At 33.3% G+C, this 14,467-nt stretch carries 8 protein-coding genes; 2 read left to right on the top strand and 6 right to left on the bottom strand.

Annotation, left to right across the window (positions count from 1 at the left end):
- Positions 1-39 precede the first annotated feature (39 nt).
- Positions 40-1,455: a decarboxylating NADP(+)-dependent phosphogluconate dehydrogenase gene (gene gnd / locus Anndu_RS15490; RefSeq protein ID WP_464102049.1), complete on the top strand. Its 1,416-nt coding sequence runs from the start codon at positions 40-42 to the stop codon at positions 1,453-1,455.
- A gap of 155 nt (positions 1,456-1,610) precedes the next feature.
- Here gnd and Anndu_RS15485 read toward each other — a convergent pair whose 3' ends face one another.
- The 3 genes from Anndu_RS15485 to Anndu_RS15475 all read right to left on the bottom strand — a co-directional run bounded on the left by Anndu_RS15485 (position 1,611) and on the right by Anndu_RS15475 (position 6,299).
- Positions 1,611-2,183, bottom strand: a complete 573-nt coding sequence (locus Anndu_RS15485; protein WP_464102048.1) for a hypothetical protein — start codon at positions 2,181-2,183, stop codon at positions 1,611-1,613.
- 41 nt (positions 2,184-2,224) lie between these two features.
- Positions 2,225-4,090, bottom strand: coding sequence for an adenylate/guanylate cyclase domain-containing protein (locus Anndu_RS15480; protein WP_464102047.1), 1,866 nt, complete (start codon positions 4,088-4,090; stop codon positions 2,225-2,227).
- 241 nt (positions 4,091-4,331) lie between these two features.
- On the bottom strand, positions 4,332-6,299 hold the full coding sequence (locus Anndu_RS15475; RefSeq protein ID WP_464102046.1) for an ATP-binding protein: 1,968 nt from the start codon (positions 6,297-6,299) through the stop codon (positions 4,332-4,334).
- Positions 6,300-6,505: 206 nt separating this feature from the next.
- Here Anndu_RS15475 and Anndu_RS15470 point away from each other — a divergent pair, with 206 nt between their 5' ends.
- Positions 6,506-8,410 carry an eCIS core domain-containing protein gene (locus Anndu_RS15470; protein ID WP_464102045.1) on the top strand — a complete coding sequence of 635 codons (1,905 nt, stop codon included), beginning with the start codon at positions 6,506-6,508 and terminating at the stop codon, positions 8,408-8,410.
- Between the two features lie 60 nt (positions 8,411-8,470).
- Here the strand turns inward: Anndu_RS15470 and Anndu_RS15465 are convergent, their stop codons facing one another.
- From Anndu_RS15465 to Anndu_RS15455, 3 genes are all read right to left on the bottom strand, one after another.
- A complete protein-coding gene (locus Anndu_RS15465) occupies positions 8,471-10,423 on the bottom strand; it encodes an ATP-binding protein (RefSeq protein ID WP_464102044.1) in 1,953 nt (650 codons plus the stop codon).
- A 377-nt stretch (positions 10,424-10,800) separates the two neighbouring features.
- Positions 10,801-11,814, bottom strand: coding sequence for a type III secretion system chaperone family protein (locus Anndu_RS15460; RefSeq protein WP_464102043.1), 1,014 nt, complete (start codon positions 11,812-11,814; stop codon positions 10,801-10,803).
- A gap of 107 nt (positions 11,815-11,921) precedes the next feature.
- A complete protein-coding gene (locus Anndu_RS15455) occupies positions 11,922-14,363 on the bottom strand; it encodes an eCIS core domain-containing protein (RefSeq protein WP_464102042.1) in 2,442 nt (813 codons plus the stop codon).
- Positions 14,364-14,467 lie beyond the last annotated feature (104 nt).

Genomic DNA, 14,467 nt, shown 5'->3' with positions numbered 1-14,467 from the left:
TAATTCATTCTAATATCTAGCAGTCTATTAAGGATAAATATGACAAAAAGAACTTTTGGTGTAATCGGTTTGGCGGTAATGGGTGAAAATCTTGCCCTCAACGTAGAAAGTCGGGGTTTTCCCATTGCGGTATATAATCGTAGTGCTAGTAAAACTGAAACTTTTATGCAAACAAGGGCTGTGGGTAAGGATGTTAAAGCCGCCTACACCCTCAAAGAATTTGTTGAAGCCTTAGATCGCCCTCGTAAAATTTTGGTGATGGTGAAAGCCGGAAGCCCTGTAGATGGCGTTATTCAAGAACTTAAGCCCCTCTTAGAAGAAGGTGACATGATCATTGATGGCGGTAACTCCCTCTATCAAGATACGGAACGGCGTACAATTGAACTAGAATCCACAGGTTTAGGTTTTGTGGGCATGGGTGTTAGTGGTGGCGAAGAAGGGGCTTTAAATGGGCCTTCTTTGATGCCAGGAGGCACGGAAACGGCCTATCGTGAGTTAGAACCCATTTTAACTAAAATCGCCGCTCAAGTGGATGATGGAGCTTGTGTAACATATATTGGGCCTCGGGGCGCGGGTCATTATGTCAAAATGGTACATAATGGCATTGAATACGGGGATATGCAGTTAATTGCGGAAGCCTACCATTTACTCCGTGATATTGGGGGTTTAAATGCTCAACAATTACATGAAATTTTTTCTGAATGGAATCAATCAGATGAATTAAACTCATTTTTAATCGAAATTACCGCCGATATTTTCAAAAAAATAGATGAGGAAACTAATCAACCTTTAGTTGAATTAATTGTAGATTCCGCCGGACAAAAGGGAACAGGTAGCTGGACGGTGATTAATTCCTTAGAAATTGGCGTTCCCATTCCTACCATTTACGCCGCCGTTAATGCGAGGGCGATGTCCTCATATAAAACTGAGCGTGTTTGTGCCTCTCAAGAGTTAGTTGGTATTACCAGTAATTTTACAGGTGATATTAAGGTATTTATTAATCAAGTGCGTGATGCTTTATACTGTTCTAAAATGTGTTCTTATGCTCAAGGAATGGCTTTATTAAAGAGAGCTTCCGATGAATTTAATTATAATTTAAACTTAGGAGAAATCGCGCGCATTTGGAAAGGTGGCTGTATTATTCGAGCAGGTTTTCTTGATAAGATTAAATCAGCTTTTAATGATAATCCAAACTTACCAAATTTATTATTAGCACCTGAGTTTAAACAGTCAATTTTAGATCGTCAACAAGCATGGCGAGAAGTATTAATTACGGCGAATAAATGTGGCATTCCTGCCCCTGCTTTTAGTGCATCTTTAGACTATTTTGATAGTTATAGAAGTGCAAGTTTACCACAAAATTTAACCCAAGCACAAAGGGATTATTTTGGGGCGCATACTTATGAAAGAATTGATAAAAATAGAGGTGAATTTTTCCATACTCAATGGCAGTAAAAGAGTTAAAAGTAAAGGGTAAAAATTAATCATTTATTTTGAATCTCAAAAATCGGGGATTGTAAAATCTCCGACTTTTCAAACTTTTAAATTATACTTTAATCCCCTCATTTTAGGGAGAAGTAATTGTCAATTGTTGAAGGCAACCTTTTTACTTATTTGTCACCCCTTAAGTCTCTAGCGTTACAATCTCTGAGCCAGAGTTTAATACCTTGAGCGATCGCACCGTTACTACTTTCCCAAGGTGGGGAAATGACCGCATCAGCAGACGTAGAGGCAGTTTGAGAATAGATCATTACTGTTTCCCAACCGTAAATAGTTTGGGTTAAAAATAACCAGTGAAAAGTTTGAGTTTCCACAAGGCGATCGCTCAGATAACTCCTTTCTAAAGTGGTAAAAAAAACTTGTTGAGGTTGTTGAGAGGATAAATGAGTATATTCATAATTAAATAATTCTAAAGGCTCAAAATCTGGTTTTCCTGCGATAATGACAGTAGAATAACGATCGATTGGCAAATTTAAACGGCGGGATCTTTGAATAACTCGATTTGCATAATCGGGTAAATCAATTAATAATTGATTGATTAAAGTTTCTAAATCCGTTGGGCAAGAATTTTCAGATTTAATATTAGTTGGTTGGGCTAAAGTTTTTAAATTAACAGAAAAAGTTAAACTATTAATTAAAATCAAAATTATTAGAAAAAATAAATTTAAAGAAAATCTAAACATAAATAAAAATTAATTAACTTCACAAATAGGGAATAACTAAATTAAAATAATTCTTCATTTAAAGAATCGGGAGAATTTTCAAAATTATTACAGCGAGTTAAATAAATTTTACTTACGGGATCATCAGGACTAATTGTTAAACATTCATGGAATAATTTTTGAGCTTGATCAATAGATTGGTTATGATAATAACATAAAGCTTGTTCAAAAATTGCTTTAGTTTTTAACTTTCCTTGTCTTAAATTAGCTTCATCACTATTAAATATTTCATAAACACTAACTTGAGTAGATTTACCCCTTACTTGCACTCGATCAATTAATCTAAAATCATATTCATTTGTATGCTCTAATCTGCCAAAAGTATGATGGGAAATTAATAAAGAAGCCTGATATTTTTTGGTTAATCTTTCTAAACGAGAAGCTAAATTTACCGAATCACTAATCACTGTCCCCTCCATTCTTTTGATCCCTCCTACTGTTCCCAACATCATAGATCCAGTATTAATACCAATGCCAATATTTAAAGGCGGACGATCGGGACGTTGACGAGTTAAATTATAGCGATTTAGTTTTTCTAACATTTCAATTGCGGCCTTAACTGCATCATCTGCACTACGACTAAATAAAGCCATTATAGCATCACCAATATACTTATCAATAAAGCCATGATTGGCACTAATAGCGGGTGCCATCCTTGATAAAAAAGCATTAATAAATTTAAAATTATCTTCAGGAGACATCTTCTCACTTAGGGTAGTAAAACCACGAATATCGGTGAATAAAACCGTCATTTCCTGTTGAATATTATCCCCTAATTGTACATCTAAAATACTTTCTTTATGTAACAATTGTAAAAATTCTCTCGGTACAAATCTTTCATTAGCTTCATTTAAACGGAGCAATTTTTCCGTAAATTCTAACTTTTCAGCTTCCGCTTTTTTTCTTTCCGTAATATCCTGAAAAGCAACGATCGCATAAGTAATTTCTCCCTGTTGATTAAAAATTGGAGTTTCCCAACTTTCAATAGGAATTACCCTTAAAGATGTATGAATTTCTAAAATACTGCTAGTATAAGGTTTACCTGTTTTTAAAGCTTGAATACCCAATTGTTGATCGAGTGAACATTTTTGATGATCAGTACAAATATGAATAGGATAAGTTTCCGTCATAATGATCCCTTGATGATTTTTGCTCAAAGTTTTTCCTAATAATTGTTGAGCTTTATAATTAGTATAATAAGTATTACCTTCCTTATCCAAAACAATAATACCAACAGGCACAGCTTCTAAAAATTGATTTAAACGATCATTTATTTCTTTTACTTCTGCATTTAAACCAATATTTTCCGTTTTTAATTTTTCATTTAATAAATTAATTTCTTGATTCGCATATTCTAATTGTTTAGTGGTTTGTTCAACTTTTTCTTTTTCTTCCTGTAATTGTTTATAACTTTCGATCGCTGAAATTTCAGCTAATTCTAATTGAGTCATCGTATTATCAAAATCACTATTTAAAAATTTAATTTCTTTAATAATTAAATTAATTTTTTCAGCAATAATGCCTAACTCATTATCAGAAATAATAGCTTTTGTTTCCAATTTACCTTGAGCTACATTATCCATTATTTGAGCAAGATTAACAATTTGCTGATTAAACTTTTTAAAAATTTGAGATATAAAAATAACACTGATCCCGATTAAAATTAAACCTAAGATCAATAAAAAACCTTGATTTTTTAACCAAATCTGGAAAAATTGCTCATAATTAAAATAATTAAAATTGATCTGTTGACTCAAATTTTTAATAAACACAAAAGACATCCCACTGATTAACATTAAGATGATCAGTGATAATAAAACAAATATGCCTATAATTTGAGCCGTGAAACTATTTTTCCAGAATTTCATCCCGATCTTTCCTATTGATGGTTATTTGTATTAAGATAAAATGACAGTTAATTATCATCTTTGTAATTTAGATAAAATAATAGATCCACATTCATTAGATATTTTACCGAAAATAAAGATTTTATCAGAGTAAATTTAACTTTAATCAATAATTCTTGATGATCCGATCGGTTGACAGTCGAGATATGTTAAAATGGCTTTTTCTTCATTATCATAAACCTTCTAGGTTGGGTTAAGAAAATTAAACCCAACCATTAATTTCTTGAGCAGTTAAAGTTCTTTCTAATTTAACATATTCAGCTTGAGTTGCCTTTAAAATATGTTTCATCCGTATAGGCTGATCCTCCTGTGCCGCTAATACCGCCGCATTAATCGCAATATTTTTAATATTACCTCCGGCCACATTTAAAAATCCTAATTTCCAAAAATCTAAGTCATGGGTGGGCGTTTGAGAGGGAAAACTCCTTTGCCAAATTTCACTGCGGGATTTTTCATCAGGAAAAGGAAAATTAATCACAAATCTGATTCTTCTTAAAAATGCCTGATCTAATGAGCTTTTTAAATTAGTAGTTAAAATAGCTAAACCTTGATAAGCCTCCATTCTTTGTAATAAATAACTTACTTCCACATTAGCGTGGCGATCGTGACTATCCTTCACTTCCGTGCGTTTACCAAATAAAGCATCAGCCTCATCAAATAGTAAAATACAGCCCCCCGTCTCCGCCGCATCAAAAATTTTTCTGAGGTTTTTCTCCGTTTCTCCGATATATTTACTCACAACTGTACTTAAATCAATTCTATATAAATCTAAATTTAAAGTCTTAGCGATTACACCAGCGGCCATGGTTTTACCCGTGCCACTTGCCCCAGCGAATAAAGCAGTAACTCCTAAACCTCTTTTTTCTCGACTCCCAAAGCCCCAATCTTGATAAACTTTAGCCTTATATTTTAAATGTGCTTCCATTTCCCTTAAAATTTGCTTTTGTTTATCAGGTAAAATCAAATCATTCCAACTAGCATGATCATCAATTCTTTGAGCTAAATCTTCTAATTTAGGGCGTGATTGGGTGCGACAAAAATGCCATAATTGTGCTTGTATTTCCAGAGGATTAACTTGATTTTTTTCTTGTTGAAAATAATATTTTTTAACATGATTACAAGCAGTTTGAATTAAATTAGGCGTTAAATTAAATAAAGAAGAAAGCTGACTAATTTCTCCATTTAATTCCGTACTAATCGAACTTAAATTATTTTCCCAGATTAATCTTTGTTCTTGATAACTAATATTAGGAACTTCCCAAGTAATTACACTACGATGTTTATTTTTGATTCTTTCTTCAGTGGAAATAATCACAGGTGTAAGTAAATTTTCAATAAAAAGATTAACACAAATTAGTTGTTTTGGATCATTGCTCGAAATTTCATCACAATCAAGTAATAAAATAGTATTACTTAACAAAGATTCCCTTTCCCAACGCTGTTTAAAATGATTCATTTCCCTACAATCATTAGGAATCAGTGATGCTGACATAACTTTTAATTGACAATTTAATTGCTGTGTTACTTCCCAAGCCAGACGATATTTAGAAAGAGAATCAAACCCAGATAATTGTAAAATTGGATATTCATTAGTAACATTTAACCAAGAAATTGTCATTTCTTCTACGATTTTTTCCTGTGAAGAAGACAGAGGAATTTCTAAGATTTTATCAGGTAAATCATAAGTAAAACATTTTAACAGTTCATCAAAACTATTTTCTCCTAATAAATAACAGAAAATTCTTTCATCAATTTTAATTGGTGCGGAGGTGGGAGTTAAACCTTGAGAAACTTCGATTAATTGCCATATTTTAAGAGGACTTTCTGAAGAAAAAATTGAGAAATTAGCAGAAGGTAAAGCCCTTAATGCTAAAGAAAATGTAGGATAATTTAATTGAGGATTACCTTGAACTTTAGCACATAATTCTGCGAAGGTTGGATCGAGTAACATCCCTACACATAAAAGTAAAATATTTCTTTCAAAATTAGACAATCCAAATTTTTGACAGAGAGTTTTTAATGGTAGATTTTCCGTTTTTGTGGAAAAAGGATCAGCCGGAAAATTATTCCCTTCTAATTTACTTTCTAAACATTCTTTAATCCATTGGATTCCTTGAAAAAGAGACTCGATCTGATTTTTTGGTAAATCAGTTACAATCACATTACCCATATTGATAACTCAGTATTTTTTTTATAACTCTTAAAAGTAAAAATGAATACTCTAATTGAGAGTAAAAAGTTTAATTAATTAACAAAAATTAATAACTAAATCTTGATCTTGAGATTATAATTTTCACTTAAGAGTAACAATATTCTATATTGCTTATTTGATTTTGATCTAAAAAATCTTTAAAACAAAGATTGAGGTAATTCATCATGGCTAAAAGTTCCCTAACCCTTAACAAATCAAGCTCTCGCTCTTTAATCAATACCAAGAAAGAAAATCCTAATGCTCAATTTTCCTATGCACCCATTCAAGCAAAAACAGATGTAAGGGAGTCAGAAAATCAAGATTTATCAGGTTATAAACAGCCTCAATCAAGGGATATTATGGAAAATGTGACAGCATCGCCTGAGCAAATTTCTAATTTAGGAATACAGGCAAAATTAACTATTGGACAACCTAATGATCAATATGAACAAGAGGCGGATCAAGTAGCGTCTCAAGTAGTTCAACAAATTAATACTCCCGCCCCTGTACAACGTCAAGAGCAAGGGGAAGAAGAATTACAAACTAAATCAGAGATTCAACGTCAAACCGATGAAGAAGAATTACAAACTAAATCAGAGATTCAACGTCAAACCGATGAAGAAGAATTACAACCTAAACCAGAGATTCAACGTCAAACCGATGAAGAAGAATTACAACCTAAACTAGAAATTCAACGTCAAACCGATGAAGAAGAATTACAAACCAAACTAGAAATTAATCCCGTATCAATTCAAAGAAAAATAGGGGTTAATCAATTACAAAAAAAACCATTAATCTCAATGTTACAACGTAGGGAGGCGGTACAAGGGGGAGAAGCCTCAACCGATTTAGAATCTTCTATTAATAGTGCTAAGGGTGGCGGACAGCCTTTAGATATTAATTTACAAAGATCTATGGGTCAAGCTATGGGAGCAGATTTCAGTGGAGTAAGAGTTCATACTGATAGTAATGCCGATCAATTAAGTCAATCAATTCAGGCGAAGGCTTTTACTACAGGTAATCATATTTTTATGAAACAGGGTGAATATAATCCTAGTAGTCAACAAGGACAAGAATTATTGGCACATGAATTAACCCATGTGGTACAACAAAATAGTGTTTCCGTTCAGCGAAAACATGAGCCACAGAAAGCAAATAAAGTGGAGAATATAGAAAATGGAAATCAGATTATTCAAAGACAGCTAGGAGTAGGAAATCCTATACAAATACATGATATTCAAACTGTCACCAAAGTTCATAATAAGGTCTGGATTCTTGACGGGTTTCATAATGATAGTGTTGTAATTAAGTTAGAGGTTCCTATTGGCGGTGAGAATAAGCAACAGTTTGAAAGTCGTCATGCCTACGTCACATGGTTAGCAACTCAAGTGTTTGGTAATATTCCCAATGTAGAACCTCTTACTGTTCCCGAGATAGGATTACTAGGACATTTAGCTATGGCGGAAGGAGGAGGTAGAGGAAATCCAACACTACAACAAATTACCGCCAACCCTCTGCCCAATGATGTTTTTCTAAAAGTAGAGAAAGTTGCGATGGGACAAAACCTTTCTGATAAAATTCAGCAAGCCCATCATGGTGGGCAATGGGGTCAAAATAGATTGGAAGCACTGATCAAAAACTCAAACAGATTAGAAGCTTTGGGAAAACAAGCTGTTTTTGATTTAGTTACTAATAATGGTGATCGCTTTAGATCGGATGGAACAGTTAATACAGATAACATTGACTTTACAAGAGGCACAGATAATGTGATCTCAATTGACAATTTAGACCCCAATAATCGTATAGATGCAGATAATTGGCCTGGCCAAAATAAAGTCATCAATAAAGGTTCACGTTCAGGATACGCATTTAGTGCTGTTCAAGATATATTTACGGCTTGTGGAATACAAGATGTTACGCCACAAGCACTAAAACCTTACATTATACACTTCCGAAATGGCATGGAGCAATGTGTCCAACTGTTAAAAACAAAAGCAGGAGTATTAAGATTGAAAGGAATGCACGATCGAGGACATAAGCAGGTTATAGGAAACAGACTTGCAGACAGGATCGATCAATTACAAGTTTAATACGTCTTGGCTTGGGATAAATCACAAAATACTTAAATTATTTCAACCACTCCAAGAAAATTACACCCAACCATAAACCTCCCGATCTGTTAAAGTGCGCTCAAGTTTGATATATTCGGCTTGAGTTGCTTTTAATATATGTTTCATCTGCACAGGCTGATCCTCCTGCGCCGCTAATACCGCCGCATTAATGGCAATATTTTTAATATTACCTCCGGCCACATTTAACGCACCTAAACGCCAAAAATCTAAATCTTTGGTGGGTGTTTTGGAGGGAAAAGCTCGTTTCCAAATTTCACTGCGGGAGTCTTCATCGGGAAAGGGGAAGGGGATCACAAATCTTATTCTTCTTAAAAATGCCTGATCTAATGAGCTTTTTAAATTAGTAGTTAAAATCGCTAAACCTTGATAAGCTTCCATTCTTTGTAATAAATAGCTTACTTCCACATTAGCATGGCGATCGTGACTATCCTTCACTTCCGTGCGTTTACCAAATAAAGCATCTGCTTCATCAAACAGTAAAATACAGCCTCCCGTCTCGGCCGCATCAAAAATTTTTCTTAGGTTTTTCTCCGTTTCTCCGATATATTTACTCACAACTGTACTTAAATCAATTCTATATAAATCTAAATTTAAAGTTTTAGCAATCACCCCTGCGGCCATAGTTTTACCCGTACCACTTTGACCTGAAAATAAAGCGGTAACTCCTAAACCTCTTTTTTCTCGACTCCCAAAGCCCCAATCCTCATAAATTTTAGACTTATATTTTAAATGTGCCTCCATTTCCCTTAAAATTTGCTTTTGTTTATCAGGTAAAATTAAATCATCCCAACTAGCAAATGAGTCAATATATTGGGCAAGATCATCTAATTTTGGCCGTGCCTGAGTGCGACAATAATACCATAATTGTTGAGGTAAATCTTGCTCATTTTCAATCTCACTTTTAATAGTTAAACAAGCAGATTCAATGGCATTAGGGCTTAAATTAAATTGTGACACAACATGGGATAAATGTCCATTTAATTGTTGAGAATAATCCCCCAAATGACTTTCCCAGAGTGATTTTTGTTCATAATGGGATAGAGAAGGAATATCAAAACTAATCAAAGTTTTTTGACGGGTAGCAATGCGTTTATAACTACTAATAATTAATAAAGTATTTAAGTTTTCAATAAATTGAGAAATAGCCAATTCTTGATATTTATTTTCTGGATTAATTTGCTCACAATCTAATAATAAAACCGTATTACTTAAAATTGCTTCCCTTTCCCATCTTTGGGTAAAATGATTTAATTCCTTTGGCTCATTTGGTAATAAATTAGCATTTAATACTTTAAGATCAATCCCTAATTTTTGACAAGTTTGGGCGGCGATCGCATATTTAGAAGAAATTTCCGCCCCACATAATTGTAAAATAGGATAATTAATTAAATTAGAATTAGACCAAATTTTAATTAATTGATCAATTAAAATTAATTGAGATGGGGCTAAAAAAGTATGTTGAAAATGAGGAGAAATAGGAAAAATTAAACCATTTAACTTTTCATCAAAAGCATTTTCACCTAAGAGATAACACAAAATTCTTTTATCAATTTTAATGGGTGCTTGAGTAATAGTTAAATGACTAGAAAATTCAATCAATTCCCATTTTTGTAAAGGAAAACTAGGAGAAATTACCTGCCAACTAGGATTAGGAAATAAAGATAAAGCTAAAGATAAAGTTGGATAATTTTTGTTAGGATTACCATTAATTTTAGCACATAATTCACTAAAATCGGGATCAATTTCTATCCCCACACATAACAATAAAATATCCCTTTCAAAACGAGAAAGATTAAACTTTTGAGTTAAAATATTTAATCTTGAATCTTGAATATTACCATTAAGTAAATTTGTATTATGATAATTTTCAATATTAAGAGATTGTTCTAAAATAGAACGAATCCGATTAACTTCTTGAAAGAGAAAGTGTAAATTTTCTTGATAAAATTGATTTTTGGTTAGACTTGACATTTAAAAATTTAGGAGTGCTATATTAACAACTACTGCAAGGTAAAATTTGACAACTAAGATCTAACTCGTTTTTGATAAGAGTTTCAAGTTGTTGTAATTCAAATAAATCTTTATTTTTATTTATAAATTGATTCATCGTTAATGTTCAAGAAAATTGAAGGTAGTTTAATCAAAGCCAAAATTTTGAACCTCTCAAGCTAATAAATTAGAGCCAATTAATGTTTAATTTTAACTGATAAAATGATGATTTTGAGAAAATTTTAGATCAATTTAAACATTTCGATAAAAGATCTAGTGTAAATTTAATAGTCGCCGATTTTGCTAAAATTAAAGGCAATGTTTCTTAAGCTTATAATTATTAACAAATAACTAAAAGTTTATTCAACTAATAAAATAGCATCTTCTGGACTGATATTCTTGTCTAAAATTGCGGTAATACCAGGTAAATAACGCTCCATAAGACAAATATTAACTTCAATCAAACGATTTAATAATGGGAAATTTAACATATTTCCTTCCACATCAATGCTGGTTTTACAACGTACTTCTCCCGTATCTAAATTCATTTCAAAATTACCGATGGGTAGTCCATAGTTTGCCCTAGTGATAAATTCATTAATCTCGTCTATTTTATCCTGACTAATTGTTTCAGGACAAACAGAATAGAAACTACATTCATCATATTCTTCATTAGTTTGCAAATAACAATCCCATTGATAGGTTGTGCCTTGAAACCCTAATTTCAAAATATCAGATTCTCCTAATTTTAATTGAGTAAAATCCCAGCCTTTTTCTTGAAAGAAATTAATAGCTAAATCTAACATATAATGAGAAGAATTGTCATTTTCTACTCCTGTTTTTAATAATTCTTGTTCTCTTTCTTCCCTTGCTTCTTGAGCCTGTTGAGCATAATCTGTACTATAACCAACTTTCAAAGATGAGCCTTCTTGTGCCAACTCTGGTGGTAATTCTAACACTTGTTTAACATAAAATACATACCAATTTTCTGTGTGTAAAAAAGGACTAGAGATGGTCTGATTAAGACTTAATTCTTCAAGGAAATTAGCTCCACCTTTGGCATTATTAACAATCTCTAGTAATTCAGGAATTAATTCAGGATGAAGTGCTACTTCTATTTCAACTTTTTTTTGAGGATTTAATTCTCCACCATAAATAGGATGTCGAACTTCGGGACTAAGATTAAACCAATTTGCCTGTTCAATTTGTTGATAAAGATTAAAATCAACTATCAAAATTAAGCGACATTCAGTAACCTCTTGTTCTTGTTGTGTTAAGGCAAGACTAAAAACTTTTATCGTTAATTGATTATGGTCAGGTGTTTGGAAATTGATGTTTTTTTCACAAAGATATTGGTCTGTTTTTGTGTTCATAAAAAATCTTAAATATTAATGATATTTACACTAAAAAATGATATGACAATTGACAATTATAGTCCAACAAAATTTAGAAAAAAATTGTCAATTGTGTAGGAATAGGATTAAGAAAACTTCCACTGGCCACCTGCGTATGAAAGTTTTAAAAGCCGTTTTGATTTTTCCATCGCACCTTTGAACACTTTTAAGTCAACACCAACGGATTTAACATAATCAAGACTAAATGACCCCCCCTCTTTTCCAATTTTCAGAGTTAATTTTAAATCCGTTGAACCACTAAAACCAGAAGATTCACTAAATTCAAATTTAGGTGTAAATTGTTCACTAGGAACTTTAGCTAATTGAGTAATACCGATGGCAGTATTTTCCGCTAAAGAGGCACCTGTCCCAACATCTTGAGATTTATTAGAGGCCTGTTCTTGTCCTTTGCGTACTAATTCGATAGTACTCATCACAAAATTACCCATAAAAGGTCCAATACCTCTACCAACCAATTCATTGATTGGTAGAGATAACGCACCACTTACTTCTAATTCCCAATTTTTGAGCGTTGCGGGGGTAACTGTTTTCGTGGTAGGACTGACACCTTGCATCCACTGCCACATTAATTTACCCTCTCCTTTAATTGGACCCGCTTCAATACCGCCAGAAACTTCCAGACTATGAACGCTTTTAGCAATAACTTCTTGAGCTTCACCTAAACTAGCAGTTTTTCTGGCACTACCTAAACCACCTTGTTTCAATCCTTCAATAGATTCTTTATCATACCTACGTCCGGTAGTTGCTTTAATTTGTCCTTTGGCTTTCCCAATACCCACATTAAATTCCGCCCCAACAGAACCCAAACCACCCGTTTCCACATAAGTATTTTCCGCTTGTTCTCCAGTTAAAGGACTAAATACCTCTTTTTCTACGGCCGCCGCCCATCTTTCTGCACGTTTAAACCCGACAGATTTACTTGTTGATCCTCCCCAAGCAAAACTAGATAATGCCCTTGGTAGCCACTTAGATTCCTCAAAGCGCCGATACATAGAATAGGAAATCAGTTGCATCACTTGATCACTGGTTTTTGCCTGTGCTTCAATATAACCTCCCAGTTCTCCTTTTATTTCGGCAATTCCCACTTGTGCCCCTCCGGTAATTGCCATTTCGCCACGAGCTTTGACTAAATTATCATCTCGCTCTCCTTCACAGGTAAATCTTCCACCAATAAAACCTACTCCGCTTGGATCAACGGGAATTTTAAATTCAATTTCTATTTTGCTTTTATCTCCGTTACTAGGTACTGACATATCTAACATCCAACCCAGTTTGGTAAACATAGACTTAGCACTGCCAGTATGTCTTTCCTGTAGCTCTTTGACTCCATTGGGAGCTTCTCTTGATGTAGGGGTAATATTTTGTCCAGTGAGATTAAAATATTTACTTTTTTTCTGTAAAACTGGAATAATATTATCTTTGACATAGTTATGGCATTGTTGCATTCCCACCATTCGATTAGTGCGAGACGAATCTTCAGCGTGATCCTCCATCCAAAATCTGATTAATTCTTCAATGGACTGAGCAATATCAATGGCGTTATTAACAGTAGTTGCATTCAATGGTCTAAGATTGTGTAATTCATCTAATAAACCTTCAATTTCCTTTAAGGTACTACCTCGCCCACTGAACACCCCTTCATAGGTTATTTTTTGAAATGACTCTTTGGTTAAACGATCTAAAATTATCCCTTCATTAATAGGTGAGATCGCATTACTTCTTTTTTTGGTGGTTGCCTGTGGATCTGGATCTCTTTGAATTAAATCTGTTTTAGCTCGAATTTGACCGCCATTTTGTTGCACTACATGGGTTAATTCATGCGCTAATAATTCCTGTCCATTTCTACTACTAGGATTATATTCACCCTCTTTCATAAAAATATGATTACCTGTGGTAAAAGCCTTGGCCTGTATGGATTGACTTAAATTATTAGACTTAGCATCATTATGCACTTTTACCCCACTAAAATCTGCGCCCATTAAGGGTTCTATTTTGGCACGAAAAGCTTTATCTAAAGGTGAGCCACCACTTTTGGCACTATTCAAATTTGATTCAAAATCTGCTTGAATATTTGGAGCTTGAAAATTAAATTTACCCTGTAATTGTTCTTCTGGATCTTGTACCCTTTGTAAAGTTGAAATATTTAATTTTCTTTGAATAGAATTATCCTCATCATCGTTAGGGGTAGCGGGGGCGTTCATTCTCTGAACTACTTGTGCGGCAACTTGATCCGCTTCTTGTTCATATTGATCACCCGCAGCGCCGATAGTTAATTTTGGTTGAATAGGAGCAAGATTATTATTACCTAAATTTAAACTTTTTTGGAAATTATTAATAATAGAACTAGAGGCTAAACCTTGATATTCAGAATTATTAATAGACGTTTCAGATTCATTCTCTAATTTTGTTTGAATTGGTAATGAATTATTAATTTTATTCTGATTAGTTTTATTGCCTTGATAAGCAGAATTCCAAGAAGTTGTTGATTGATAGGCTTTACTACTCATGATCTTGTCTCCCTTCAACGGTTTGTTAATTGAAAAAATCAGCCAATTTCCCTAATTGTAACTTAACCATCATAATTTGTTTATTAATTTTTATAAACAAATTA

The sequence above is a fragment of the Annamia dubia NIES-4383 genome (genome assembly GCF_055394725.1).
Note: the sequence above shows the minus strand (reverse complement) of the source record. Positions and strands in the feature narration are given on the sequence as shown.

What these genes read in the sequence shown, in the direction of transcription:
- gnd (WP_464102049.1), top strand. Translation starts at nt 40, where the DNA reads ATGACAAAAAGAACTTTTGGTGTAATCGGTTTGGCGGTAATGGGTGAA.
- Anndu_RS15485 (WP_464102048.1), bottom strand. Translation starts at nt 2,183, where the DNA reads ATGTTTAGATTTTCTTTAAATTTATTTTTTCTAATAATTTTGATTTTA.
- Anndu_RS15480 (WP_464102047.1), bottom strand. Translation starts at nt 4,090, where the DNA reads ATGAAATTCTGGAAAAATAGTTTCACGGCTCAAATTATAGGCATATTT.
- Anndu_RS15475 (WP_464102046.1), bottom strand. Translation starts at nt 6,299, where the DNA reads ATGGGTAATGTGATTGTAACTGATTTACCAAAAAATCAGATCGAGTCT.
- Anndu_RS15470 (WP_464102045.1), top strand. Translation starts at nt 6,506, where the DNA reads ATGGCTAAAAGTTCCCTAACCCTTAACAAATCAAGCTCTCGCTCTTTA.
- Anndu_RS15465 (WP_464102044.1), bottom strand. Translation starts at nt 10,423, where the DNA reads ATGTCAAGTCTAACCAAAAATCAATTTTATCAAGAAAATTTACACTTT.
- Anndu_RS15460 (WP_464102043.1), bottom strand. Translation starts at nt 11,814, where the DNA reads ATGAACACAAAAACAGACCAATATCTTTGTGAAAAAAACATCAATTTC.
- Anndu_RS15455 (WP_464102042.1), bottom strand. Translation starts at nt 14,363, where the DNA reads ATGAGTAGTAAAGCCTATCAATCAACAACTTCTTGGAATTCTGCTTAT.